Below are 22,499 nucleotides of genomic sequence, written 5' to 3'. Positions count from 1 at the left end.
TCCTTCTTGATTTGATTTTGAATCCCGATACATTTTGTATCGGGATTCTTCTTTTTTAATCGTTATCTTTCGATAGTGGAACACTATGATATTATTATTATAGGTGCCGGTTTGGCCGGATTGACCGCGGCAATTGATCTGAGGAAAAAAAACCACCGCGTTCTTGTGTTTGAAAAAAACACTTTCCCAAATCACAAGGTCTGTGGCGAATACGTTTCAAATGAAGTAAGACCCTATCTAGAATCGTTAGGCGTGGGCATTCCGCATAGTTCAGCGAACATCGATACGTTTACACTCTCCACGATCAACGGAAAGACGATTACGACGCGATTGCCTTTAGGTGGTTTTGGGATCAGTCGGTATGCCCTTGATAACCTGCTCTATGAAAAAGCCTTGGCATCGGGCGTTGCATTTATCTTTCAAGCTGTGGATGCCATAGCCTTTGAAGATTCGTTTTTCGAGATAACAACGCTAAAAGGGCAAATTTATAGGGCGCCATTTGTTATTGGCGCCTTCGGTAAGCGCAGCAATCTTGATAAAAACATGAAAAGGGCCTTCATTGCCAAAAAATCACCGTGGCTTGGCGTCAAGGCCCATTATGATTATCAGGGGTTTCCAGAAAACGAGGTGGCTTTGCATAATTTCAATGGGGGATATGCAGGACTTTCAAAGACGGAAACGGGCGCCGTGAACTTTTGCTATCTGACCTCGTATAAGAGTTTTCAAAAGGAAAGGAACATCACATCGTTCAATGAAAAAGTAGTTGCCCAAAACCCAGTTTTAAATACGTTTTTGAAAAAGGCAAAACCGATTTTCGATGAACCATTGAGTATTGCCCAGATTTCCTTTGAACAAAAGAAAGCGGCGGAAGACCATGTTATCATGTGCGGTGATTCGGCGGGACTCATCCACCCGCTTTGTGGCAACGGCATGGCAATGGCCGTTCACAGTGCCAAGATCGCTTCCGAACTAATCGATAAGTATATCAATGAAAATGGATATGACCGTCAAAAGTTTGAAAAAATGTATACCCTACAATGGAACGAAGCCTTCAAGAAGCGTTTATGGGCCGGTAGACAATTGCAATCATTATTGCTGAACAAAGGGGTTTCAAAACTGGGCATGTCACTTATCGTTGGGGCACCGGGACTATTGTCGCGAGTAATCCGAGCTACGCACGGACAACCTATTGTATAGATGATGGATTGGTCAAAACGCAGTACACAGTTGGAGATAATGGATGACTTTCAGGGCGAACCCGGTGTTTTGCGCAAGGTTTTTGACGATATCAATCGCGCAAACCGTCTTCTGGGAGGTGACTCCAATACCATTAGGGCAATCACAAAACTAATTGGGGAAAATCCGAAGGAGGATTATATAATTGCCGATATGGGATGTGGCGATGGGGCAATGCTGCGCACTTTGGCCCATTATTTCAAAAAACGGGATTCGAAGGTGGCATTTATCGGGATCGACTTGAGCGAAGAAGCCCTTTCCTTGGCAAAGGAAGCCTCGAAAGGTTTTGATGCGATACAATATTTGCAGGCCGATATTTTACAATTGAATTCGGCCGATTTTAAGTGCGATGTTATCATTAGTACGCTCACTATGCACCATTTTACGGACGGTCAAATTCCGTTATACCTTAAAAAGCTTGGTGAATTGTCCCGTATCGGGGTTATAATCAATGACTTGCATAGAAGTCCTTTTGCCTATTACCTATTTAAGGCCTTTAGTCGTATTTTTATCAGGACCAAGGTTGCAAAAAATGATGGTGCACTGTCCGTTAAAAGAGCTTTTGTAAGGCCCGATTTGATTGGATATTCAAAGCATCTACCCGATATGGACCATACAATTCGTTGGAAATGGGCTTTTCGCTTTGTATGGGTAATGCGTCCGAATCGACTAAAGTAACTATATGGGCAATGTACGAATTGTGAGTGTGGAGAAAGAGCTGCCATCCTATTCGAGAAAAACAGCGGATATTCTACCTTTTGTCGAGCTTTGGCTGGCCGATCAAGATGCGCGTTTTCGTCGCAAGGTGGTCAAGATCTTCGAAGGTGCGGGCGTTGATGTGCGTTATGGTATTATGGATATCGAAGAGGTATTCACCGCCACTTCCTTCGAGGCAAAAAACAATATTTATGTACGCGAGGTAAAGAAATTGGGCAGCAAGTCCTTGAAAAAAGCTTTGACAAATGCCCAATGGACGGCCGATTCCTTAGATTACATCATTACTGTCAGTTGCACCGGAATAATGATTCCTTCGTTGGATGCATATTTGGTCAACGAATTGGGGTTACGTCAAGATATCGTGCGTCTTCCGGTAACCGAAATGGGCTGTGCCGCAGGGGTTTCGGGCCTCATTTATGCCAGTAATTTTCTGAAATCGAATCCAGAAAAACGGGTGGCGGTCGTGGCCGTAGAAAGTCCCACCGCCACCTTTCAATTGAACGACTTTTCCATGGCCAATATGGTCAGTGCGGCAATTTTTGGTGATGGCGCGGCCTGTGTATTGTTGTCATCGGAAGAAGAAGCCACGGGCCCAAGAATTATCGGGGAAGAGATGTACCATTTCAAAAACGCCACACATTTAATGGGGTTTGACCTGACCGACCACGGATTGAAAATGATACTTGACCCAAGTGTACCGGAAACCATAGCTGCGCATTTCCCTCAAATTGTATATCCGTTTTTAGAAAAAAATGGCAGTGCCATTGAAAAAGTCGATCATTTGATTTTTCATCCCGGAGGGAGAAAGATCGTACAAACGGTCGAAAAGCTTTTCGGCAGTTCAGGAAAAAATATCGATGATACCCGAGAGGTATTGCGAAAGTATGGTAATATGAGCAGTGCGACCGTATTATACGTTTTAGAACGTTTCTTGAACCGGGAGATTCAAGGTGGGGAACAGGGCCTGATTTTGAGTTTTGGCCCCGGATTTTCCGCACAGCGGGTATTGTTGGAATGGTAAAAAAGCCCCACCCCTAAATCCCCTCCCAGAAGGGCGAGGGGACTTTAAAAAATTGAATTTTATGGATACAAAAAAGGAAAATAATATCCCCCTTTCGGGGGAAATGCCGAAGGCAAAGGGGGCATGGGCTTTAATCTTGGGCGGTAGTAGCGGTCTTGGTTTGGCAACGGCAAAAAAATTGGCTTTATACGGTTACAATTTGATTATCATTCACCGAGATGCAAGGGTAAACATGCCCGAAATCGAAAAAGATTTCAAGCAAATTGAGGAGGGCAACAGAATCGTTTTAAAACATTTCAACTGTGATGCCGCCAAAAAAGAGAAACGTGAAAGCGTTCTTAAAGAATTGAATACCTTGCTAAAAAAGAGTGAAAAAATAAGTGTTTTGGTGCATAGTATCGCGAAAGGGAGCCTTAAGCCCATGTACGAGGAAAACGGAACAGGTTTGAACCACGAAGATTTCGGCATTACGCTGAACGCCATGGCCTTGAGTCTTTTTGATTGGACAAAGTCAATTTTCGAAGCTGGATGGTTCGCAGGCGATAGCCGCATCGTCTCTTTCACCAGCGAAGGGAATACCAAGGCTTGGCCGGGCTATGCCGCGGTTTCGGCGGCCAAGGTCACCTTGGAGGCAATTACGCGAAACATCGCCTTGGAATATGCAGGTATGGGAATCAAGGCCAACTGCATACAAGCGGGAACTACCGAAACTCCTGCCTTTAAAATGATTCCGGGGAACGAAAAACTTAAGAAAAGTGCGCTACGTCGTAATCCCAATGGTCGATTGACCACTCCTGAAGATGTCGCGAACGTGGTTTACCTCCTTACTTTGGACGAAGCGAAATGGATTACGGGTACCGTAATCAAGGTTGACGGTGGTGAGAGTTTGCGATAGCTTAAAACAATGTTGAAAGATGCCCGAAAAGATGGGAATGAGAACATCGATACTGAATAAATTACCCTATTCCGAGCCTTTTTTGTTTGTCGATGAGCTTATCGCGGTCGATGAAAACGGTGCAGAGGGCAGATTTACCTTTTTAAAGGCTTCGGATTTCTACAAAGGTCATTTTCGTAACAATCCGGTTACCCCCGGAGTTTTACTTACCGAATGCTGCGCGCAGATCGGATTGGTCTGTTTGGGCATATATCTACTTGGTGACAACGGCAAAGGGGAAGTCGCTCAACCCCAAATCGGACTGAGTTCTTCCGAAATGGAATTTTTGTTACCTGTATTTCCGGGGGAAACCGTAACCGTGCGCTCCGAAAAATTATATTTTAGGTTCAACAAACTTAAATGCAAGGTAAAAATGTACAATTCGGACCATAAAATGGTATGCAGGGGAACCATCGCCGGGATGATCAAAGCAAATTCAAATGTCTAGAAGAGTAGTGGTTACGGGTCTTGGGGTCTGCGCCCCGAACGGCGTTGGGATCGCGGATTTCACTTACGCCATGCAAAACGGTAAAAGTGGGATACGTTTTCAGCCCAAACTGGAAGAACTCAATTTTGGTTGCCAAATTGCCGGTGAACCGTTGGTGAAGGATAATTTGGTAAATCGATACTTCACTCCGTTGCAATTGCGTGGATTGAATGCCAGCGGTATCGTTTATGGGGTAATCGCCGGTTTGGATGCCTGGAAGGATGCCGGCTTGCCGCTAGCGGATAACGATACACCGGATTGGGATGCAGGACTTGTCTTCGGTACGGGAATTTTGGGTGTGGATAAGTTCAGGGAATCCATTCACTTGGTCGACGAAAAGAACGTTAGGCGCTTGGGTAGTACCACCGTTTTACAGACCATGGCCAGCGGTATCAGCGCCTATTTGGGTGGATTGATCGGTTGTGGCAATCAAGTAACAACAAACTCTTCGGCATGCACAACGGGCACGGAAGCCATCTTGATGGCCTATGATCGCATCGCCAGCGGAAAATCGGAGCGTATGCTGGCGGGCAGTTGTAGTGATAGCGGACCTTACGTATGGGGCGGTTTCGATGCCATGCGCATTCTGCCACGGAATCATAATGACAACCCTACGGCGGCCAGCCGCCCGATGAGCGCCACAGCATCGGGATTTGTTCCGGGCAGCGGTGCGGGCGCCTTGGTGTTGGAGTCCTTGGAGAGTGCCAAGGCAAGGGGAGCGAAAATATATGCCGAAGTTCTAGGTGGAGCGATCAATAGCGGCGGGCAACGGGCCGAAGGCAGCATGACCGCCCCAAATAATGAAGCGGTGCAACGTTGCATTATTGAAGCCGTTCAAAATGCGGGCATTTCGCCATCGGATATCGATGCCATTAACGGCCACCTCACGGCAACGGCCAAAGACGCACAGGAGATTGAAAATTGGTGCAGGGCCTTAGAACGCTCGGGGGGCGATTTTCCCTATGTAAATTCCTTTAAAGGCCTGTTCGGTCATTGTCTGGCCGCTGCCGGAAGTATTGAAAGTGTGGCCACCATTTTACAGTTTGGGCACGGACAACTCTTTGGAAACGTGAACTGTGAAGATGTCCATCCGGAAATAGCCGAACGGATCGATGTTTCAAGAATACCGACAAAGACGTTTTCATACGACCCCAAATTCATTGCCAAGGCCAGTTTTGGTTTTGGTGATGTCAATGCTTGTGTTATTTTTGGAAAATGCAACGACTGATGCTTAGACCCGTCATTGGTCGGGAGGCCGATTAGGCAAAAGAGTCGATTTTATCTCTGAGTAAACTATTTATGGGCAAAGACGAACGCTATCAAAAATTACGCGACATCATTAAGATATATCTTCCGGAAGATGTTTCAATAGAACAAATATCCGAAGAAAGTCATTTCACGGAAGAACTCAATATCAACTCGGCCCATTTGGTCGATATTGTGCTCGACGTTGAAGACGCCTTCGATATTACTTTGGAAAATGATGATATGGACCAAATGCAGACCGTTAAGGATGCGTTGCGGATCATTGACCTTAAAATCAATAAATAGGATGACCGAATTTTTGCAATGGGCGAAAAATAAGCTTTTGGTCGACAAACGCCTACTGTTGCTATACTGTGTTGTCTATTTTTTGTGGGGTTTGGGTATGAATTGGTTCGGTACCCAAATGGAGATCGCCAAATTTACCTATTGGTGGCAGGTAATCACCTGTTACATTTTGTACATGGTGCCTATTTCATTGCTGCTTCGTGGTTTTCCTTTTCACAAGCAATATGCATACGGATTGATTGCCATGTGCCTTCTTGAGTTTGGGGGCTACGCACTCGAGACTTCCTATGCCTATCCGGGAAACATACTTGAATCCATTGTGGGCCAGCGCTCCTTTGGTCTTGCCATGGCCTTGTTCTTCGCGCTCTATTTCCCGTTGGGAAACTGGGGTGTGGACAGGTTATATCGGCTTATCTTCCCAAAAAAAGTCGATTAGTTATTTTTCATCGAAATGGATTCCGCAATACCCTGCGTGGGGGATAGTTCGTTTCAAGAAATTCTTTATTCGATCTGTTCATGGTGCTTCTCCGGAATTGCCAATGAGGCCACTATACCACCTACCAGAGCAACCGAAATCACGGTCAACGAGACCCATTCCGGAAGATGTACATAATGGGAAAACAGCATCTTAAGACCTACAAATGCAAGTATTACGACAAGACTGTAATTGATAAATCGAAACTTGTCCAACATCCTTGAGATCAAAAAATACATAGATCGAAGCCCCAGTATGGCCAAGATGTTCGAACTGAAAACTATGAAGGGGTCTGCCGTAATGGCCAAAATCGCAGGAATGGAGTCGAGCGCAAAAAGTATATCGGTCAATTCGATAATGATCAGTGCCACAAATAGGGGGGTAGCCGCCTTGACCCCCATTCGTTTCACGAAAAAGTCATGTCCCTGTATTGTACTAGTTATTGGATAAAGCTTTTTTACCTGTCGAAATACCCATGAGTTTTTCGGATTAAATTCATGCTCATCGCCTTTCAACATCTTAAAGGCGGTGTATAACAAGAAGACCCCGAATACATAGATGATCCAATCGAAACGGGTTATAAGGGCCACACCGAACAAGATCATCAATGCACGAAAGACGATGGCGCCCAATATGCCCCAAAAAAGCACACGATGTTGGTAAATGGGGGGTATTTTGAATGCGGAGAATATAACGGCGATAACAAATACATTATCGACGCTCAATGAAAGTTCGATCAGATATCCGGTAATATATTTTAGAACGGCATCGTTCGGGGTAAGTTGGGTAGGGTTGTCTATAATACCGCTTGAGAACAACCAATAAATGACCATGCTGAACGAAAATGCTATGGTCACCCAAATGCCGGTCCAAATACCAGCCTCTTTACTTTTTATGACATGTTCCTCTTTATGGAATACACCCAGGTCAAGGGCCAAGAAAACAATGATCAGCGCAATAAAAATTACCCATACCCACATTAGCGGAAAATTTAAGATGCGAAGTTAAGCATCATTTCGAAAAATTGTAGTGGAAATCGCGGAGATTGTAGACGATCATCGCAATTGAAGATCAAGCTTTACGGTTACCTTGTTCTGTTCGCGTTCTTTTTTGATATGTATACCATAATCCGATACAAATAGGGTAGTGGTACCGATCAATCGATCGCCATTTTTTCGAAAATCGAAGGTAATCGGTTTGGTCGTTCCTTTTAGGGTAAGATCACCATTTACCAAAAAACCATTTTCATTGGAAACGACCGAGCTGCTTTTAAAAAACAATCGCGGGTGTTCGTCTTCGTCAAAATATTTGCCACTTTTTAGCGACCAATCCCTTAAAAAGTTTCCGGTCTTGATCGTTGTCACTGCTACCGAACCTTCGAATGTGGAGTTTTCAAAATTTTGCAAGTCGATATTGGAGGAGGAGCTAAATCCCGAAATAGTCCCATTGACATCATTATCTTCAAAAACGAAGCTTATTGCCGCCGAACCGATTCGCGCCAGGTCTTGCGAAAAGACATTGGCCGAAACTGTTAAGAGCATCGTGAATAATAAAATTGGTTTCATAAGCTAGTAAGTTCAAGGTCCATGCCAAATTTATCGATAATGTTTTATCGATGAAAGTCTTTTTTCAACGGCCCAAACGTTGTCAAGACCAACAGATTGGGACTCTTTGCCTTTTTTTTTCTACTTTGTTATCGAGATTCACTTTTTGAAAATGAAACCTGGAAATATCAAAATAACTTTATACCTCTTGTTTTTGTATGCCTCTGTTGCGCTTGGTCAGACCACGGCCGGGAATCTGGAGAAAAAACAGATCAAGGTACAGCAATATACGGTTATGGAGCGTTTCGATCCAAATTTGGTCCTACCCGTCGAAGATCGTATTCAGTTGAAAAAAGATAGGATCGTCGAATTCAGACGCACCAAAGAATTGTTGGATACCTTGAGTATCTCAAAACGCAAAAAACGAAAACTGATGCGCGACCTTCGGCGCAGCCCCATTTTTACCGAACGCCTGAACAAAGTAGTTGCAGAGAACACCTTGGAAGACAACGAATAGTGCCTTACATCAGAAAGATTTCATTTTTGCCTTTCGCTTTCGAAGTTGTATTTCGAGGTCATTACAGGCCTCGGCTATGGAAGCTTCGAACGAGCCATGGTTTGCTTCGGCAAATAATCGGGGACCTGGCAGGCTCAATCGAATATTGCAGATCCTTCCTTTGTTCTGGGCCGAGGTATTTTCGGTTTTAAAGAATACATCGGCACGTACGATAAAATCGAACTTGTCAAGAAGCTTGTTCAGCTTTTCCCCTGTCATTATCTCTAATCTGGCACTTGCCCTAACATCGTCATATTCAAAGTTTATATCCATATTTTTCGCTTTATATGAAATTATAGATAGGCGGTCTTATTTGCAAGTAAATGACCACATATTTTCGGAGCGGTTATCAATGATCTTAACGCAAGTTTATCGGAACAATAAATAAACGTTAAAATCTCGTTCGTAGATACTTTACCACATCTGAACGGCGTTAATTTTACGTAGATTAATTAGCTGCACATAATTGTGTAACCCTTAAATTTAAAAATCATGGTGCTCGAGCAGGATACTTATATCGAAAGAAACAACTTGGTATTGCGATTGGAGCGAAATCAACGCGAGGTAGGGCAATTGAAAAACAAGCTCAATTCGTACGTTTGCGAACCCAAGACGTATTCACTTTTCGAACGTATCGAAACCTTGAAAACGGGTCTCGATAGGCTAAGCATTTCCAATCGCGAAATCTTACAGGCACTTAAGGAACGAAAAAAGTCGGTGGGGGACCATTTGGAAAATATAAGGCAACAGCTTTCCGAGTTCCATGAATTGCAGCAGGGTGTGCACGACTATGTTCGTGGTGTGCGCAACGTCTAAAACCCGATAAATTCCAGTAGATTACTGGTTTATCGATTGATTTACCTGATTAACACGATAACTCCATCCATATTTTCATTAATTTGCATACCACTTCTAGGAATGGAAACATGGTATTACGAATTGGCCTTTTATTGGTGTTGACGGTACTTGTTACGGCATGTCGGGATTTGGCGAAAAGTCAGGCGATGGCCTTTGAAGGTCATCCCGAAGAATTACCATACAAGGTGCAAACATCCTCGTTCGAGGATTTAAACGGGAATCCTGTTTCGCTCACTGATTTTAAAGGAAAATGGGTAGTGCTCAACTACTGGGCGACATGGTGCAGGCCCTGTATTGAAGAAATGCCCGACCTGGTGCGCGCCCAAGAACTTTTGAAAAATGAAAACTACGTTTTTTTACTGGCCTCGGATCAGTCCCTTGAAAAAATCAGGGCATTTGTCGATGAACGAAAGTTCGATCTTACGTTCATACGCTTAAAAGAAGCCTTCGCCCAAAGAGGTGTCAACGCCTTGCCTACAACCTTTATATACAACACGGCCGGGGAACAGGTACTTAAAATAGAGGGACAGACCGATTGGGCCAGTGATGGGGTCATCGATAAATTCAAGGCGGTTCAATGAGAAAATGGGGCTGTTTGGTTTTAGGTGTCATGCTTTGCCTACAAAGCTGCAATGAACAGCCAAAGAGCGAAGAACCATTAACACATCAGATGGACAATCCGGCAGGGATGGGTAGTGCCCTTCCTTTTCTTTTTTCCGACGGCAAAAGCGCTTTATTGTCGTGGGTGGAACCTGCCGACGACAGTTTGATGGCATTGAAATATAGCCGATTGGAAGGGCAAACATGGTCAGCACCCCAAGTAGTGGTCGCGGGAGGGGATTGGTTCGTCAATTGGGCCGACTTTCCGGCCATCAGCGAAAACCAAGGACATTTGTTGAGCCATATCCTTAAAAAATCCTCGGAGGGAACGTATTCCTACGACGTTAAACTGAACCTGAAAAAAACGGACGAGGGGCAATGGACAACCGATTTGCCATTGCACACCGACAATACCCCGACCGAGCACGGCTTCGTTAGTTCATTGCCCTATGAAAACGGATTTTTCATAACCTGGTTGGACGGTAGAAACACCATTGAAAATGAAGTAGGGAAGCGGGGAGCCATGGCCGTTCGAGCTGCTAAAATTGACGTTGACGGTACCCTTATAGACGAGCAGGAACTCGATGCCAGAACTTGTGATTGTTGCCAAACTACTGCTGCGATTACACATAATGGTCCGGTTGTTATTTATAGAGATCGTTCGGAAGACGAGATTAGGGATATCAGTATTGTAAGGCAAGTGAAAGGGCAGTGGTCGGCCCCGAAAAGTATTCATGAGGATGGTTGGCAAATAAAGGGATGCCCCGTAAACGGACCCAAGGCGGCTGCGTTGGGGAATCGCCTTGCCGTTGCCTGGTTTACGGCGGCCAATGATCGGCCAGCAGTGAACTTGATTTTTTCGGAAGATGGTGGTGCGACCTTCGATGCCCCGATACAGATCAGCGCTATCAATGCCATTGGCCGGGTCGATGTACTGATGTTGGACGAAGAAAACGCCTTCGTTAGTTGGATGGAGGCCGATGAAAATGGGGCCGTGCTGAACGCGGCAAAGGTCAATCGCAATGGCACAAAGGGAAAAATACATGCAATTGCGCCGCTGGACGCCTCGCGAAAAACCGGATTTCCGCAAATGGAAATGGTCGGCGATAAAATTTACTTCGCATGGACGCATATTACCGAAGAAAAAAGTAAGGTACGAACAGCCTATGTGTTAAAACAATATTTTTAGCTGATCAAAAATGGAAACCATGAAACTGAATAAGATACATTGGAACGAAGTGCCCGTAGAGAATGTGACCCCGCAAATGGAGCGTAAACTGGTCTACGGGGAAAAGATAATGATCGCCAGAATGAAATTCAAAGACGGTTTTGAAGTGCCGTTGCATCACCATGAGAGCGAGCAGATCAGTCAGGTGCTATCGGGAACGGTACGATTTTGGTTCGGCAAGGATAAAGAAGAGGTGATGGATCTACATGCTGGGGAAACCGTTGTCATTCCTGCCAACGTACCGCATGCCGCTTTAATGATCGGCGATGTCGAAGGTATCGATACTTGGTCGCCCATACGCGAAGATTGGCTTGATGGTAGCGACGACTACCTGCGAAAGTAGCCGATTGACATCTTATTGCATTTTTGGTAACTTAATTATTGTCAATGAAACGTATTACGGTATATGCAATAAGTATTTGGTCAAGTATAGGAATGCTTTTGGCCCAAGATAGCTATACTTCGCTCCGACGTGCCATGGTCGAAAACCAAATTCAAGCCAGAGGGGTTTCAGACTTACGGACGTTGACCGCCATGCTGAACGTACCACGACATAAATTTGTCCCCGAAGATATTCGACATTTGTCGTATCTGGATAGGCCATTGCCCATCGGAAGCGGGCAAACCATTTCACAGCCTTAAATCGTAGCTTTTATGACAGAAGCCTTGCAGCTGAAAAAGTCGGACAGGGTACTCGAAATAGGAACAGGTTCAGGTTTTCAGGCAGCAGTGTTAGGTAAAATCGTAGACTCGGTATACACCATTGAAATTATTGAGGAACTAGCGCTAAAAGCTAAAAAACGGTTATCGAACCTAGGTTATGACAACGTAATTGTCATGACTGGGGATGGTTATTACGGTTGGCCCGAAAAGGCACCTTTCAATGCCGTCATGGTAACGGCAGGAGCTGAAGAAATTCCCATGGCATTGGTAGAACAATTGGAACATGGTGGTCGCATGATTATTCCCGTGGGGCCGCATAATGCTGTTCGTCAATTGGTTCTGGTTACGAAAAGGAAAAACAAGATCTGCAAAAGGAATCTTATGCCGGTACGTTTTGTGCCGTTTACCCGTGAGAAGGATTAAATGAAATTATTATGAAATATAAAACAACACTACTCATCATTTCAATGTTTTTATTGGCGGCTTGTGGGGCCTCGCGAACGGTTTCTGAAAGCAATCCAAAGTTGGATTCGATGATACAAAACCTTGGGTTCAAAATCGAGATGAACAGCATGCAACCGCTGCCGACCCGGGCCTTGAACCAAATCGCGAATAGCGGATTGATCCAGCCCGGCAATACGATAAACCGCATCGACCTGACCAGTGCGAATCACTTCGTACGTATGCAAAGGGATTCCGTATCATCGAATTTACCTTATTTCGGGGAACGTCAAATGGGTGGGGGTTACAATAACAAAACCGGTATCGAATTTGATGGGGTTCCGAGAGAGATTGAGGTGACCAAGAACGAACGCGATAATAGTTATGATGTGAATTTCACGATTAATGAGTCCTCCGAAACTTTTTTCGTAAGACTCAAACTGTTTCCGAATTTATCGGTCTGGGCCGATATCTGGAGCTCACACCGCAATCGAATCCGTTATTCGGGGAATGTGGTAGCGCTTGAGGATTGAATAGGTTGTTCAATTGTAATCTCTATTTTGTTTGTCTGAACACCTTAATACACAATCCACTCGCTTTTTTCAACGTTTCGGTAAAATAATCCATTGAGTTTAGTTGATTATAATGCTTCTTTGCACTGGATATAAATAATCAAACGAAAAACCATGCGAACAAATTCCTTCAAACAATTTATTTTGATAGTAATCTTCCTGACATTATCAGGAAGTGCTTTTGGTCAAGAAGTATTAACGGCCGCACAATGGCAAGAAGACCTCCGTTTTTTGCAGAAAACCGTACATGCCGATTTTCCCTTCCTATTCAAAAAAGTGGAAAAGAAAGTTTGGGATGCTGAAGTAGAGAACTTGTATGTCGAAATTCCGAATCTGGAGGAACACGAAATCAGGGTCGGCCTTTCGAGAATCGTATCGCTGTTTGAATATGGACACACGCAAATACCCTTCAGTACCATTGCCAAAGATGGGGTGTTGCCCATAAACCTTTACCATTTCAAAGACGGGATTTTTGTGGAAGGGGCTCTAAAGGAACACACGAAGATACTGGCCGCGAAAGTGATCAAAGTAGGGGAGTACCCAATCGATGAGGCCCTAAAAATGATACGACCCGTAGTGCCGGTCGAAAACAATAGCTATTTCAAAGCCTACGGGCTCCGATTTTTGACCGTACCCGCCGTTTTACACGCTCAAGGAGTGATTCCCGATAACGGCAAGAACGTATCGCTGACACTTGAAAAAGAAGGCAAGGTCATCACGTATGAACTACCAAGTATCGCATACAATGAACTTTCACGTGACTACAATTTAACGCTACCCAACGAATTATGGGTCAGCGCTAGGGGAGCAGGGGAGCCCCCGTTCTATCTCAAGCATCTTTTTGAAAAGTATTATCATTATGAGTATTTGTCCGATTCGAAAACACTATATGTCAGACAGAGCTCCGTTTTCAATCATGAAACCGAAAGCTTGGCTGAGTTTTACAAACGGCTCTTTGATTTTATCGACACCAACGATGTACAGAAGCTTATCTATGATGTGCGCTTGAACGGGGGCGGCAATAACTACAATAACAAACCGCTCATTCAAGGGATAATGGCGCGCCCGGAACTCAATAAAAAGGGTAAGTTCATTTACATTATTGGTCGACAAACTTTTTCGGCCTGTCAAAACCTGACCAATGAGATAGAGAATTATACGAATGCCATTATGGTAGGCGAACCTACCGCGGAAAACAAGAATTTTTATGGTGACACCAAAAAAACAACACTGCCCAATTCTAAACTCAATGCCTACCTTTCGTTTGCCTGGTGGCAGGATAAGGCCCCTTGGGAGAATGCCGATGCCACGACTCCCCAAGTTTTTATAGAACCTACCTTTGCGGAATATAGCACCAATCAAGACCCAGTGCTGGAAATGGCGATGAACTACGATTTCGATTCCTTTTTGGTCAACCCAATGGACCATTTTACCAAATTGTTCATCGCAGGCAAGATGGAGCAGCTCAAAACGGATGCCACCCGTATCGTAAAAGATCCCGTGTACGCACATATTCCCTTTGATAAGGAATTCAAACAGGTCGGAAGGAATCTATTGTTTCAAGAGCAATTTGAAGGTGCGGTATTTCTTTACGGAATGTTTTCCGAATACTATCCCAAAGACCCCGAAATGTGGGAAGGCCTTGGCAAGGCGTTCAAGGGAATGGGCAAAGACAAAGAGGCCGATGGAGCCTTTGCAAAGGCAAAAACATTGAGCGAGAAAAAATAGAAGGTATGCGAGGTGTAACAATTCGGGTTGTGAATTGTCTTTTAAATCAAATAAACCAACCATCATGAGACACCTCGCACTTCTAATTATTGGATTTTTCTCCGCAACGGTCATTTCAGGCCAAGACCTCGAAAAGCCCCATGAAGGCCATTTTTCGGATGTCGATACATCAGACCTATTTTTATTGGGGACTTTCCATTTCAAGGATGCCGGACTCGATGGCTACAAACCAAAACACGACGTTGATATTCTTTCCCCCAAAAGGCAAGGGGAGCTACAGGACGTGCTCGACCAAATACGTAAGTTCAAACCCAACAAGATCGCGGTGGAATGGAAAAAGTCCCGACAATCAAGCCTTGATTCTTTATATAATGAATATCTCGCGGGGCGTTTTGAATTGAAGTCCAATGAGATATACCAAATAGGATTCCGGATGGGGAAGGAGCTCGGCCATAAGAAATTATATGCGGTAGATGCCCCAGCCCGGAATTTTGACGACTATAAGACTGAGGAGGCCTACAAAGAAAAGGAGGCATATTTCACTAAGAAATTGGGGGAGGAAATCGTTGCACGCGACGAGATGTTACATAATAAGTTTATGGCCATGTACGCCAAGGAAGATGAGCAAAAAATGCAATTGACACTACTGGAACAATTGTTGAACGAAAATGACCCGGAAGGAATGCGCATCGGTCACGGTCATTATTTGATAGGAAATTTCAAAATGAACGCGGGCGATGATTATTTTGGGGCGGACGGTGCGATATGGTGGTACACCCGTAATTTGAGGATCTTCGCCAATATTGTAGGAATCACGGATCCTGGAAAGGACAAAGTCTTCCTGCTCATTGGGGCCGGTCATCTACCGATACTGAATTTTGTATCCCGATCTTCTCCTGATTATCGTGTAGTCACACTTCAAGACCTTGTTCAGGAATAGCCTTGATAAATCAACTCCCTGTCTTAGTAGGGTTAACGTGTTAAAATTGAGTTAATTGGCGAATAGGTTCTACATTAAAATTGAGGATTTAATACTTTAATGGGGAACTAATTCCACTTGAGAAATGAAAAAAATCGTACCTGCTTTCGCACTGATCGCAATGGTCTTGTTGACCTTATCCGCCACGACCGCTATCGAATCAGATTCAAATCTGACTGAAAATTTCGTAACCGGAAACCCTGGGATAGCCTCGATCAATCATATAAGCTTTGGCCCTGAAGGCATCTTATTCTTAGGGGATTCAAAAAGTGCGGCCATTTATGCGCTGAATACCAAAGATGTGAAGACCGCAGCACCAGCTACCGAAATCAATATAAATGGGTTTGACAAGAAAGTGGCATCGGCGTTGGGCACCACAGTTGAGAATATAAAGATAACGGACATGGCCGTGAACCCAATTTCCAGAAACGTCTATTTTTCGGTTCAAGCAGCGGACGGAACTCCGGTTTTGCTCAAATTGAAAGGAGAGGGGTTCGAAAACATTTCCTTGAAGGATGTAAGTTATTCAAAAATCGAATTGACCGATCCGATACCTGCAGATGCCAAAGATAAATGGGAAAGACCACTACGTACCTGGGCGATTTCGGACCTAAAGTTTCACGATGGACAGGTTTTGGTTTCCGGCCTGTCGAATAAAGAATTCGGTTCTACCTTTAGAAAGATACCGTTTCCCTTTAAAGATGGCCAAGAGTATGCCTCCTTGGAAATTTGGCATGCGGCACATGGCGAGTATGAAACACATGCGCCCATCAAGACCTTCGACGTTATAAAATTGGACGGTGTTGACCACCTTATGGCAAGCTATACCTGTACTCCGCTGGTATTGTTTCCGTTGGATGAACTCAAAGAAGGAAAGCATACCAAAGGCCGTACCGTGGCCGAATTGGGTGCCGGTAATTCGCCCTTGGATATGATTTCATATGAAAGGGAGGGGAGCACCTACTTTTTGATGTCGAACAGCAACAGACCCGTAATGCGTATCAAATACGACGATATTGCCGATTTCAAGGAATCCCTGACCGATCCCGTACCAGTCTTTGCCGAGACCGAGGGTGTACCGTATGACAACTTGCCATTTCCGTACGTTTTGCAAATGGACAATCTCGATGCCACCCATGTCATATACCTCCAGCGGCAATCTGATGGAGATTTAAGGTTACGTGTTCGCACTACGGAATGGATGTAGTATGCGCACATAACACATTTAAAAAGATCAAAAAGATCAAGTGGTACTTGATCTTTTTTTGTTCGATTCTTCTTGCCGGATGCCATGAAGAAAGCGTTACCATCGAACAGGTCGATTATGAAAGTGAAAGGCCCGTTGGCATCACATTTTCAACGAATATGGATATTGAAAAACTGCGGGTATTCGTTGGCGAAGAATCACAAACTTCGGTAATCGGGGTTATCGTCGGTGACAAGGGCAAACATCATTTTGCACCCGTAGTTCCTTTTACCGAGGGACTGACGTACACGTTCCGTAAAAACAATACCGAGGTAATGGCATCGTTTACCATTCCAAAGAGGGAAAATACGGGTGGAGCTGAACTGATAGCGATTCATCCCAAAGTGGATACCGTGCCCGAGAATCTCCTAAAAATGTACTTTGAGTTTGCACAACCCATGCAGGAAGTACAGAATGCCCTGGATTTCATTTCGGTGGTCAATGAAACCGACGGAATCGAAATAAAACCTTTCTTACGACTTGAATCCGAACTTTGGAACAAAGAACGAACGGTACTGACCCTTTGGTTGGATCCCGGCCGCATCAAGACCGATTTGATTCCCAATAAGGAAAAGGGATTGCCCTTGACCGCTGGCAAAAGGTATACCATGGCAATTGATAGCAGCTGGAAATCAATTCAAGGCACGCCCTTACTAAAAAAGTATACCAAGAAATTCTATGTGGGTCCGCGTGATGATACAATGCCAAAAACCAAAGAATGGCAGTTGTGCATGCAAATTGAAGATTCGGTAAAAATTCTGTTAATGGACTTTGGAGAACCTATGGATGCATTTTTGGCCAAGGAAACGATCCGCGTCTATAATACAGGCGATAGGCAGATCCAGGGAAAATTCAATCTCTTGGAAAATGAAAGCGTATTACGCTTTGTGCCTGATGAAGAATGGTCAACGCCCAAGATTGAAGTACGCATTGAATCACGGTTGGAAGATTTGGCGGGTAATAATTTAAATCGATTATTTGACACGGAGGTAAAGAAAGACCCAAATCAAAGAACTCCAAAAGCCGTATTCCGTATTCCTTTTGAAGTACGCTAATCCCAAAAATTCAAGGGAAGCTTCAGATGGAATATGTTGGGTTTTAGTATCCTGTTCGATAAAAGATGTTAAAGTCCGCTTAATTTAGGAAAAGATTATCATTTTTAATATACGAAGCTGTCGGATATAAGGTTATTCTTGTATCGGTATGAAAAAGCATCGCAATTTCTTGGTTTTTTACAGCCTTTGGTTAACAGGTATTCTCCTGATATTAATAGTTTTTGATGCTGATCAGGATAAAACAAAGACACCGATGGATGAAACTAATACTATTTTTGAAATGACTACGCATTCTAAAGCGTATGCTGAGCGAAGTGACTGTGATAAAGAACGTGCTGTAGTAAACTAATCGCTGCGGCTTATATTTCGAACCCAACTAATTTTATTCCTTTGTTTTAATAGACGGCCTTCAGATAGAACTACATATTCGGGGGGCGAGCAGTAAAGTTTGTGCTAAAGCAATCTCAAATTGTATTTTACATAATATAAATTATAGTACAAATGTATTGTTTAGTTATTAAGAGTGGTTTATCCATTTGTAAGCTATAATGTAGTATTATGTAAAATATCCCAGAAGCATTCGTTTTCATAAGAATAATTGGAACTTGGGTCATTAAACTTATTTAATAGGAACGCTTCGCTGCGTTAATTAATTTGTATCTATAATTAGCCGTTATGTAAAATAGCCGCTACCAAGCGCTCGATTGTTTTATAAAATCAAATTGCTCTGGCAATTTATTTTACACACAATTATCCATCGCTTGCCAACGCCAAAATAAAAGCTAGCCTTTTTGCTATTATTAAAAATCGAGTATTCGATAAAATATCCGTAATAAAAAATTTTAGACGATTCTCGTAAGCTTGCCACAAGAGCATAAAATTACTCTGCGAGATAATTTCTATGCACTTGTTATATTTAGAACTTCAATTAATCTTTTTTTTGTTTCATTATCTTTTGTCTTGAAACAAAAGAAACAAAAATTCAAGGCTGCATATAATTTTGGAAACAATTAACGGCTCATTCGCTATATTTTAGGAAACATTGTAACTGGTTAACATTACTATGAAATCCTTTGTATAATTGAAACTATTAAGAAGCTATATTACTAAACCCCTAAAATATAGACGCTCACTTCACCTATTGTTTTAACCAAAATTTTATGAGGCCTTTTTGCGTATACCACTAGAATTTGGGTGAATTCCACCTCCTTTCCATTCGCCAGTAATATGCCAATTTTCATAATGATATAACCATAAAATTGTCCAAGGAATAATACAGTCAGAAATTAACATTTTTGAATTAAATTCTTGATATTTAGGATAGTATAAGCACAATTCATTTAATGGATATACATGAGGGATTTTATCATTATTAAAATTCCTCTTTAATTCTGGATTCAAAATATTCACTTTCGGACGTTTGCCTATTCTATATTTTAACTTAAAAGAATAATTAACACTTCTTGAAGTAGGTCTTATTAATCCAGTACATATAACACTATCCTTTAAGAGCTTAACATTGAATTCAGGATAGCTTCTTTTTAGAGCAATAAATTGCTCTGACAAAGTATATGTTTTTTGTTTATTCACTTCCGAAAAAAGTATTGTTTTTTATCGGTTTCGTATTAGCAACTAGTGATTCAGATATAACGCCAGTCGTAGTATTTATACCAATACTTTTCAACTTCCTTGCGTTTTCAAGTTGGTTTACTTGTGATTCTTGTGCACGTAAGAATGCTTTTTCGCCAAATAGTCCCTTTATCGTATTTGCTTCCTCAATAACACCATTTTCTTCTTTTAAAATTTGCCATTGCTTATCTAAATGAAGTATAAATTTCTTAAAATGTTCATATAATTCAGGTTCTTTATCATCATCCCATTTATCACTAAAATCTTCTTGAGAGTTAACAGGGTTTAATATTTTTAAGCGATTACCAACTAGACCTACAATGCCAAAATTTTGCTTTATTTTAAGTATTATGTTTTCAATAGTATCAAATATTGATTCTTCACCATCATAAAACTCACCTGCAATAGTTGTTAAAATTATGCTGGATGTGGCCATTTTAGGATTCGACTTAAAATATTCATCGCGATACATTTTGATTAACTGAACTGCTCTTTGTAAAGGCTTCTTTTTAGAAAATTCATCTGCTGGCAAATTTTCCATTGCATACGCCTTTTCTAGTAAGGTCATTTTTACCAAATTTGACTTGTCAACAAACCAATTACCATAGCCTCTAGGGTTACTTGAAGTCCAATCTCCTAATTCTCTATCTGGTATAACTAATTTGTCTTCGTCATAACTTGTTTCTTGACAACCAGGTAAAATATCCATATGAAAGTCCCCAGCATAGTTTAGGCGAATACATCTATTCTTTAATTCAACTTTATCTTTATATCTGTCACTGTTTTGTAGAACTCTTTTCAATTGATTGTAAATATATTGTGGAGAATGTTTCTCCCAATCCATAACAATATGTACAACTATATCTAAATCGAACTCATTTTTTCCAGTCGGCTTAACAGTTGTGCCAATCCTAACAGAACCTTGAGGATATATTTCAAAAACGGCGTCTTTAAAAAAGCCAGTATCTTCATTAAGCAAACTCTCAATTGCTCTGTAGGCTGTTTCCATTCTTTCTTTACGCGTATCGTCTAATTGAATTTGTTCTGCGATTCTGGCTAATAAATCGTCTAACTGCGTATTTTTATTTTTAAATAATATCATGCTTTACTCCATTTTAAATTTAAAACCCACTTTGCGTGTGGTCCAATATTGTATTTAGTACTTAACTCTCCCTCATCATAACCTAGTTTATTAATCATTTGAGTACTAGCCCATTTTATATATTCACTATCTCCTTTTATCAATAATTCTTCTAACTCCTTTTGTTGTGATTCATTTGGTATCAATTCTAAAACATCATATTGTAAAATCTCCCAACAATCCCAGCCGGATTCAATTGGAGCTCTTTTTAATGGAGTTTGAACTGATTTTATAAATCTGTAATTAACATATGGAAAATTCTTTTTTTTAAGAATTCGATTATCTGCCTTTCCTCCCAACAACTCTTCGTAAAATTCTCTCCAATGAGAAATTTCACGATTTTTTTCACTATTAAACCAATCAAGAAACTTCATTGCATTTCTAGCAGGAACAAAAACCGCTAAATCATCTTTTTTTAATCCAGCTGTCTTCATTTTTAAATCGTCAGTGGCATTCATTTCCTTTAAAACACTTTGTGTTTCAGGTAATCTTTTATACTTCCCTCCTACGTGTTGATACCAATTCCAATTTGGGTTTGCATTTTGTACTAAAAGGTATTTGTCATTAACCTTAATTAAATACTGATAAGACATGGAAAACCTTATGTATTTTCCAGAAAGGCTAATCCAAAAACAATGCAATGCTAATTTTAACCTTTTCCAGTTTTTGTAAAAAAAATTAAAACCGTCAATAATCAAAATAGTGATAAGTAAAATAAATCCGCCTCCAATGAATTCAGGACGAAGCGATTCTTCAATGTTATACCCTATGAAAATTAAAATTAATGCAACAAATATTTTTAATATGAATCTCAACATATGTATATAGAATTAGCCTTTTGGCGGAAAGTTGTCGTTACCAAAACTATCTTTCTGCCTAATTTGGCCTTTTTGGTTATGAACTAAAAGTTCAGATTTTTGATTTTTCGCAATATTTCTAGCTACATTAATTGCCTCCTTTTGAGTAGCAGTAACTTTTGTTGCCTTTTTATTTCCAGCTCCTTTAACTGCCCAACCACTGCTATGTGGCACTACATGTTGATTCTTTTTCATTATTTAAATTTTTATTACACTTTCTACAATTCCTTGTATCTTAAAATCTCTTGTTAATATAATTGGCTGATGCTCTTTAGTTGTTGATTTTGGCAACAGTACAATATGGTCTCCATTATTTTTAAATTCCTTTATTGTAGCTTCATCATCAATTAAGGCCACTACTCTATCACCATCTTCTGCGGTAAGTTCCTTTCTTATTAATACTAAATCTCCATCATCTATATTAGCATTGTTCATTGAGTCACCAGAAGCTCGTAGAATAAAATACTTTTTATCCTTTCTAATAAGCTTTGTTGAAACAGAAATCTCTTTTTCTATATTTTCTTCAGCAAAAAGAGGAAATCCACATGCAACATTTCCTAATACTGGTATGCTTACCATTTTTTCATACTCTTCTTCATCTTCAGCAACTTTCAGAATAGTTGGCTGCATTGAATCATATTTCTTTTTAGAGGTACGACTTTCTAACAATTCAGCAACTGCAACATCTAATATGTTTGCAATCTTGAACAAATCTTCAAGACTTGGTTGTCTCCTATTTTGCACATAAGAGTTAACCATATTGTAACTCTTTTCTAACCTTTCAGCCAACCAAGTTTGCTTAATACCTTTTCTTTCTAAAACTTCCTTTATGCGATTCATTATAATGAATTGATTTACAGATACAAATTTAATATTTAGTGTTTTAATATCTCATACTATGAGATATTTTATATTAACAATATGATGTTAATTATCAACAATATTTTATTTAATCTAATTACATTGAAAGAAAAACGTTTT

General features: G+C 41.6%; 27 protein-coding genes and 1 pseudogene. 20 read left to right on the top strand and 8 right to left on the bottom strand.

Annotation, left to right across the window (positions count from 1 at the left end; genetic code table 11):
- Positions 1–75 precede the first annotated feature (75 nt).
- The 8 genes from ACEZ3G_RS10595 (at position 76) to ACEZ3G_RS10560 (ending at position 6,382) form a co-directional block, all read left to right on the top strand.
- Positions 76–1,197: an NAD(P)/FAD-dependent oxidoreductase gene (locus ACEZ3G_RS10595; protein ID WP_432425461.1), complete on the top strand. Its 1,122-nt coding sequence runs from the start codon at positions 76–78 to the stop codon at positions 1,195–1,197.
- Complete coding sequence (locus tag ACEZ3G_RS10590) at positions 1,198–1,914, top strand: methyltransferase domain-containing protein (protein ID WP_432425460.1); 717 nt, start codon at positions 1,198–1,200, stop codon at positions 1,912–1,914.
- Positions 1,915–1,918: 4 nt separating this feature from the next.
- On the top strand, positions 1,919–2,974 hold the full coding sequence (locus ACEZ3G_RS10585) for a type III polyketide synthase (RefSeq protein ID WP_432425459.1): 1,056 nt from the start codon (positions 1,919–1,921) through the stop codon (positions 2,972–2,974).
- Positions 2,975–3,035: 61 nt separating this feature from the next.
- Positions 3,036–3,869 (top strand): SDR family oxidoreductase, encoded by an 834-nt coding sequence (locus tag ACEZ3G_RS10580; protein ID WP_432425458.1) that lies wholly within the window; start codon positions 3,036–3,038, stop codon positions 3,867–3,869.
- Between the two features lie 37 nt (positions 3,870–3,906).
- Positions 3,907–4,356 (top strand): 3-hydroxyacyl-ACP dehydratase FabZ family protein, encoded by a 450-nt coding sequence (locus tag ACEZ3G_RS10575; protein WP_432425457.1) that lies wholly within the window; start codon positions 3,907–3,909, stop codon positions 4,354–4,356.
- Positions 4,349–5,623 (top strand): beta-ketoacyl-[acyl-carrier-protein] synthase family protein, encoded by a 1,275-nt coding sequence (locus tag ACEZ3G_RS10570; RefSeq protein ID WP_432425456.1) that lies wholly within the window; start codon positions 4,349–4,351, stop codon positions 5,621–5,623. The genes ACEZ3G_RS10575 and ACEZ3G_RS10570 overlap by 8 nt, the downstream gene beginning before the upstream one ends.
- A gap of 71 nt (positions 5,624–5,694) precedes the next feature.
- Positions 5,695–5,946 (top strand): phosphopantetheine-binding protein, encoded by a 252-nt coding sequence (locus ACEZ3G_RS10565; protein ID WP_432425455.1) that lies wholly within the window; start codon positions 5,695–5,697, stop codon positions 5,944–5,946.
- Position 5,947: 1 nt separating this feature from the next.
- Complete coding sequence (locus tag ACEZ3G_RS10560) at positions 5,948–6,382, top strand: hypothetical protein (RefSeq protein WP_432425454.1); 435 nt, start codon at positions 5,948–5,950, stop codon at positions 6,380–6,382.
- A 65-nt stretch (positions 6,383–6,447) separates the two neighbouring features.
- Here the strand turns inward: ACEZ3G_RS10560 and ACEZ3G_RS10555 are convergent, their stop codons facing one another.
- Both ACEZ3G_RS10555 and ACEZ3G_RS10550 read right to left on the bottom strand, forming a co-directional pair.
- Positions 6,448–7,401 carry a TerC family protein gene (locus tag ACEZ3G_RS10555; RefSeq protein WP_432425453.1) on the bottom strand — a complete coding sequence of 318 codons (954 nt, stop codon included), beginning with the start codon at positions 7,399–7,401 and terminating at the stop codon, positions 6,448–6,450.
- Between the two features lie 75 nt (positions 7,402–7,476).
- On the bottom strand, positions 7,477–7,986 hold the full coding sequence (locus tag ACEZ3G_RS10550; RefSeq protein ID WP_432425452.1) for a YceI family protein: 510 nt from the start codon (positions 7,984–7,986) through the stop codon (positions 7,477–7,479).
- 151 nt (positions 7,987–8,137) lie between these two features.
- Between ACEZ3G_RS10550 and ACEZ3G_RS10545 the strand changes: the two genes are divergently transcribed.
- Positions 8,138–8,482, top strand: a complete 345-nt coding sequence (locus tag ACEZ3G_RS10545) for a hypothetical protein (protein WP_432425451.1) — start codon at positions 8,138–8,140, stop codon at positions 8,480–8,482.
- Positions 8,483–8,491: 9 nt separating this feature from the next.
- Here the strand turns inward: ACEZ3G_RS10545 and ACEZ3G_RS10540 are convergent, their stop codons facing one another.
- Positions 8,492–8,794: an HPF/RaiA family ribosome-associated protein gene (locus ACEZ3G_RS10540; protein WP_432425450.1), complete on the bottom strand. Its 303-nt coding sequence runs from the start codon at positions 8,792–8,794 to the stop codon at positions 8,492–8,494.
- Between the two features lie 219 nt (positions 8,795–9,013).
- Between ACEZ3G_RS10540 and ACEZ3G_RS10535 the strand changes: the two genes are divergently transcribed.
- From ACEZ3G_RS10535 to ACEZ3G_RS10485, 11 genes and pseudogenes are all read left to right on the top strand, one after another.
- Positions 9,014–9,337: a hypothetical protein gene (locus ACEZ3G_RS10535; RefSeq protein ID WP_432425449.1), complete on the top strand. Its 324-nt coding sequence runs from the start codon at positions 9,014–9,016 to the stop codon at positions 9,335–9,337.
- A 110-nt stretch (positions 9,338–9,447) separates the two neighbouring features.
- The gene (locus tag ACEZ3G_RS10530) at positions 9,448–9,960 is read left to right on the top strand and encodes a TlpA family protein disulfide reductase (protein WP_432425448.1); all 513 of its coding nucleotides are present in this window, start codon (positions 9,448–9,450) and stop codon (positions 9,958–9,960) included.
- Complete coding sequence (locus ACEZ3G_RS10525; protein WP_432425447.1) at positions 9,957–11,168, top strand: hypothetical protein; 1,212 nt, start codon at positions 9,957–9,959, stop codon at positions 11,166–11,168. Before ACEZ3G_RS10530 ends, ACEZ3G_RS10525 begins: the two co-directional genes overlap by 4 nt.
- A 19-nt stretch (positions 11,169–11,187) precedes the next feature.
- Positions 11,188–11,550 carry a cupin domain-containing protein gene (locus ACEZ3G_RS10520; RefSeq protein ID WP_432425446.1) on the top strand — a complete coding sequence of 121 codons (363 nt, stop codon included), beginning with the start codon at positions 11,188–11,190 and terminating at the stop codon, positions 11,548–11,550.
- A gap of 44 nt (positions 11,551–11,594) precedes the next feature.
- A pseudogene (locus ACEZ3G_RS10515) lies at positions 11,595–12,293 on the top strand (protein-L-isoaspartate(D-aspartate) O-methyltransferase).
- A gap of 11 nt (positions 12,294–12,304) precedes the next feature.
- The gene (locus ACEZ3G_RS10510) at positions 12,305–12,844 is read left to right on the top strand and encodes a DUF4251 domain-containing protein (protein ID WP_432425445.1); all 540 of its coding nucleotides are present in this window, start codon (positions 12,305–12,307) and stop codon (positions 12,842–12,844) included.
- A 153-nt stretch (positions 12,845–12,997) separates the two neighbouring features.
- The gene (locus tag ACEZ3G_RS10505) at positions 12,998–14,611 is read left to right on the top strand and encodes a hypothetical protein (protein WP_432425444.1); all 1,614 of its coding nucleotides are present in this window, start codon (positions 12,998–13,000) and stop codon (positions 14,609–14,611) included.
- A gap of 64 nt (positions 14,612–14,675) precedes the next feature.
- A complete protein-coding gene (locus ACEZ3G_RS10500) occupies positions 14,676–15,551 on the top strand; it encodes a DUF5694 domain-containing protein (protein WP_432425443.1) in 876 nt (291 codons plus the stop codon).
- Positions 15,552–15,675: 124 nt separating this feature from the next.
- A complete protein-coding gene (locus ACEZ3G_RS10495; protein WP_432425442.1) occupies positions 15,676–16,797 on the top strand; it encodes a hypothetical protein in 1,122 nt (373 codons plus the stop codon).
- A 47-nt stretch (positions 16,798–16,844) separates the two neighbouring features.
- On the top strand, positions 16,845–17,891 hold the full coding sequence (locus tag ACEZ3G_RS10490) for a hypothetical protein (protein ID WP_432425441.1): 1,047 nt from the start codon (positions 16,845–16,847) through the stop codon (positions 17,889–17,891).
- A gap of 148 nt (positions 17,892–18,039) precedes the next feature.
- Entirely contained in the window at positions 18,040–18,240 is a 201-nt protein-coding gene (locus ACEZ3G_RS10485) for a hypothetical protein (protein WP_432425440.1), read from the top strand.
- Between the two features lie 809 nt (positions 18,241–19,049).
- Here the strand turns inward: ACEZ3G_RS10485 and ACEZ3G_RS10480 are convergent.
- From ACEZ3G_RS10480 to lexA, 5 genes are read right to left on the bottom strand one after another with little or no spacing between them, the layout of a single operon-like run.
- Positions 19,050–19,457 carry a hypothetical protein gene (locus ACEZ3G_RS10480; RefSeq protein WP_432425439.1) on the bottom strand — a complete coding sequence of 136 codons (408 nt, stop codon included), beginning with the start codon at positions 19,455–19,457 and terminating at the stop codon, positions 19,050–19,052.
- 16 nt (positions 19,458–19,473) lie between these two features.
- Entirely contained in the window at positions 19,474–20,622 is a 1,149-nt protein-coding gene (locus ACEZ3G_RS10475) for a nucleotidyltransferase domain-containing protein (RefSeq protein ID WP_432425438.1), read from the bottom strand.
- The gene (locus ACEZ3G_RS10470) at positions 20,619–21,479 is read right to left on the bottom strand and encodes an SMODS-associated NUDIX domain-containing protein (RefSeq protein ID WP_432425437.1); all 861 of its coding nucleotides are present in this window, start codon (positions 21,477–21,479) and stop codon (positions 20,619–20,621) included. The genes ACEZ3G_RS10475 and ACEZ3G_RS10470 overlap by 4 nt, the downstream gene beginning before the upstream one ends.
- Before the next feature lie 12 nt (positions 21,480–21,491).
- Positions 21,492–21,713, bottom strand: a complete 222-nt coding sequence (locus ACEZ3G_RS10465; RefSeq protein ID WP_220399470.1) for a DUF2188 domain-containing protein — start codon at positions 21,711–21,713, stop codon at positions 21,492–21,494.
- Positions 21,714–21,716: 3 nt separating this feature from the next.
- Positions 21,717–22,358, bottom strand: coding sequence for a transcriptional repressor LexA (gene lexA, locus ACEZ3G_RS10460; RefSeq protein ID WP_432425436.1), 642 nt, complete (start codon positions 22,356–22,358; stop codon positions 21,717–21,719).
- Positions 22,359–22,499: the final 141 nt, after the last annotated feature.

This window comes from Meishania litoralis (assembly GCF_042611095.1).
Taxonomy (GTDB): domain Bacteria; phylum Bacteroidota; class Bacteroidia; order Flavobacteriales; family Flavobacteriaceae; genus Meishania; species Meishania litoralis.
This window is presented reverse-complemented; position numbering and strand designations above follow the sequence as displayed.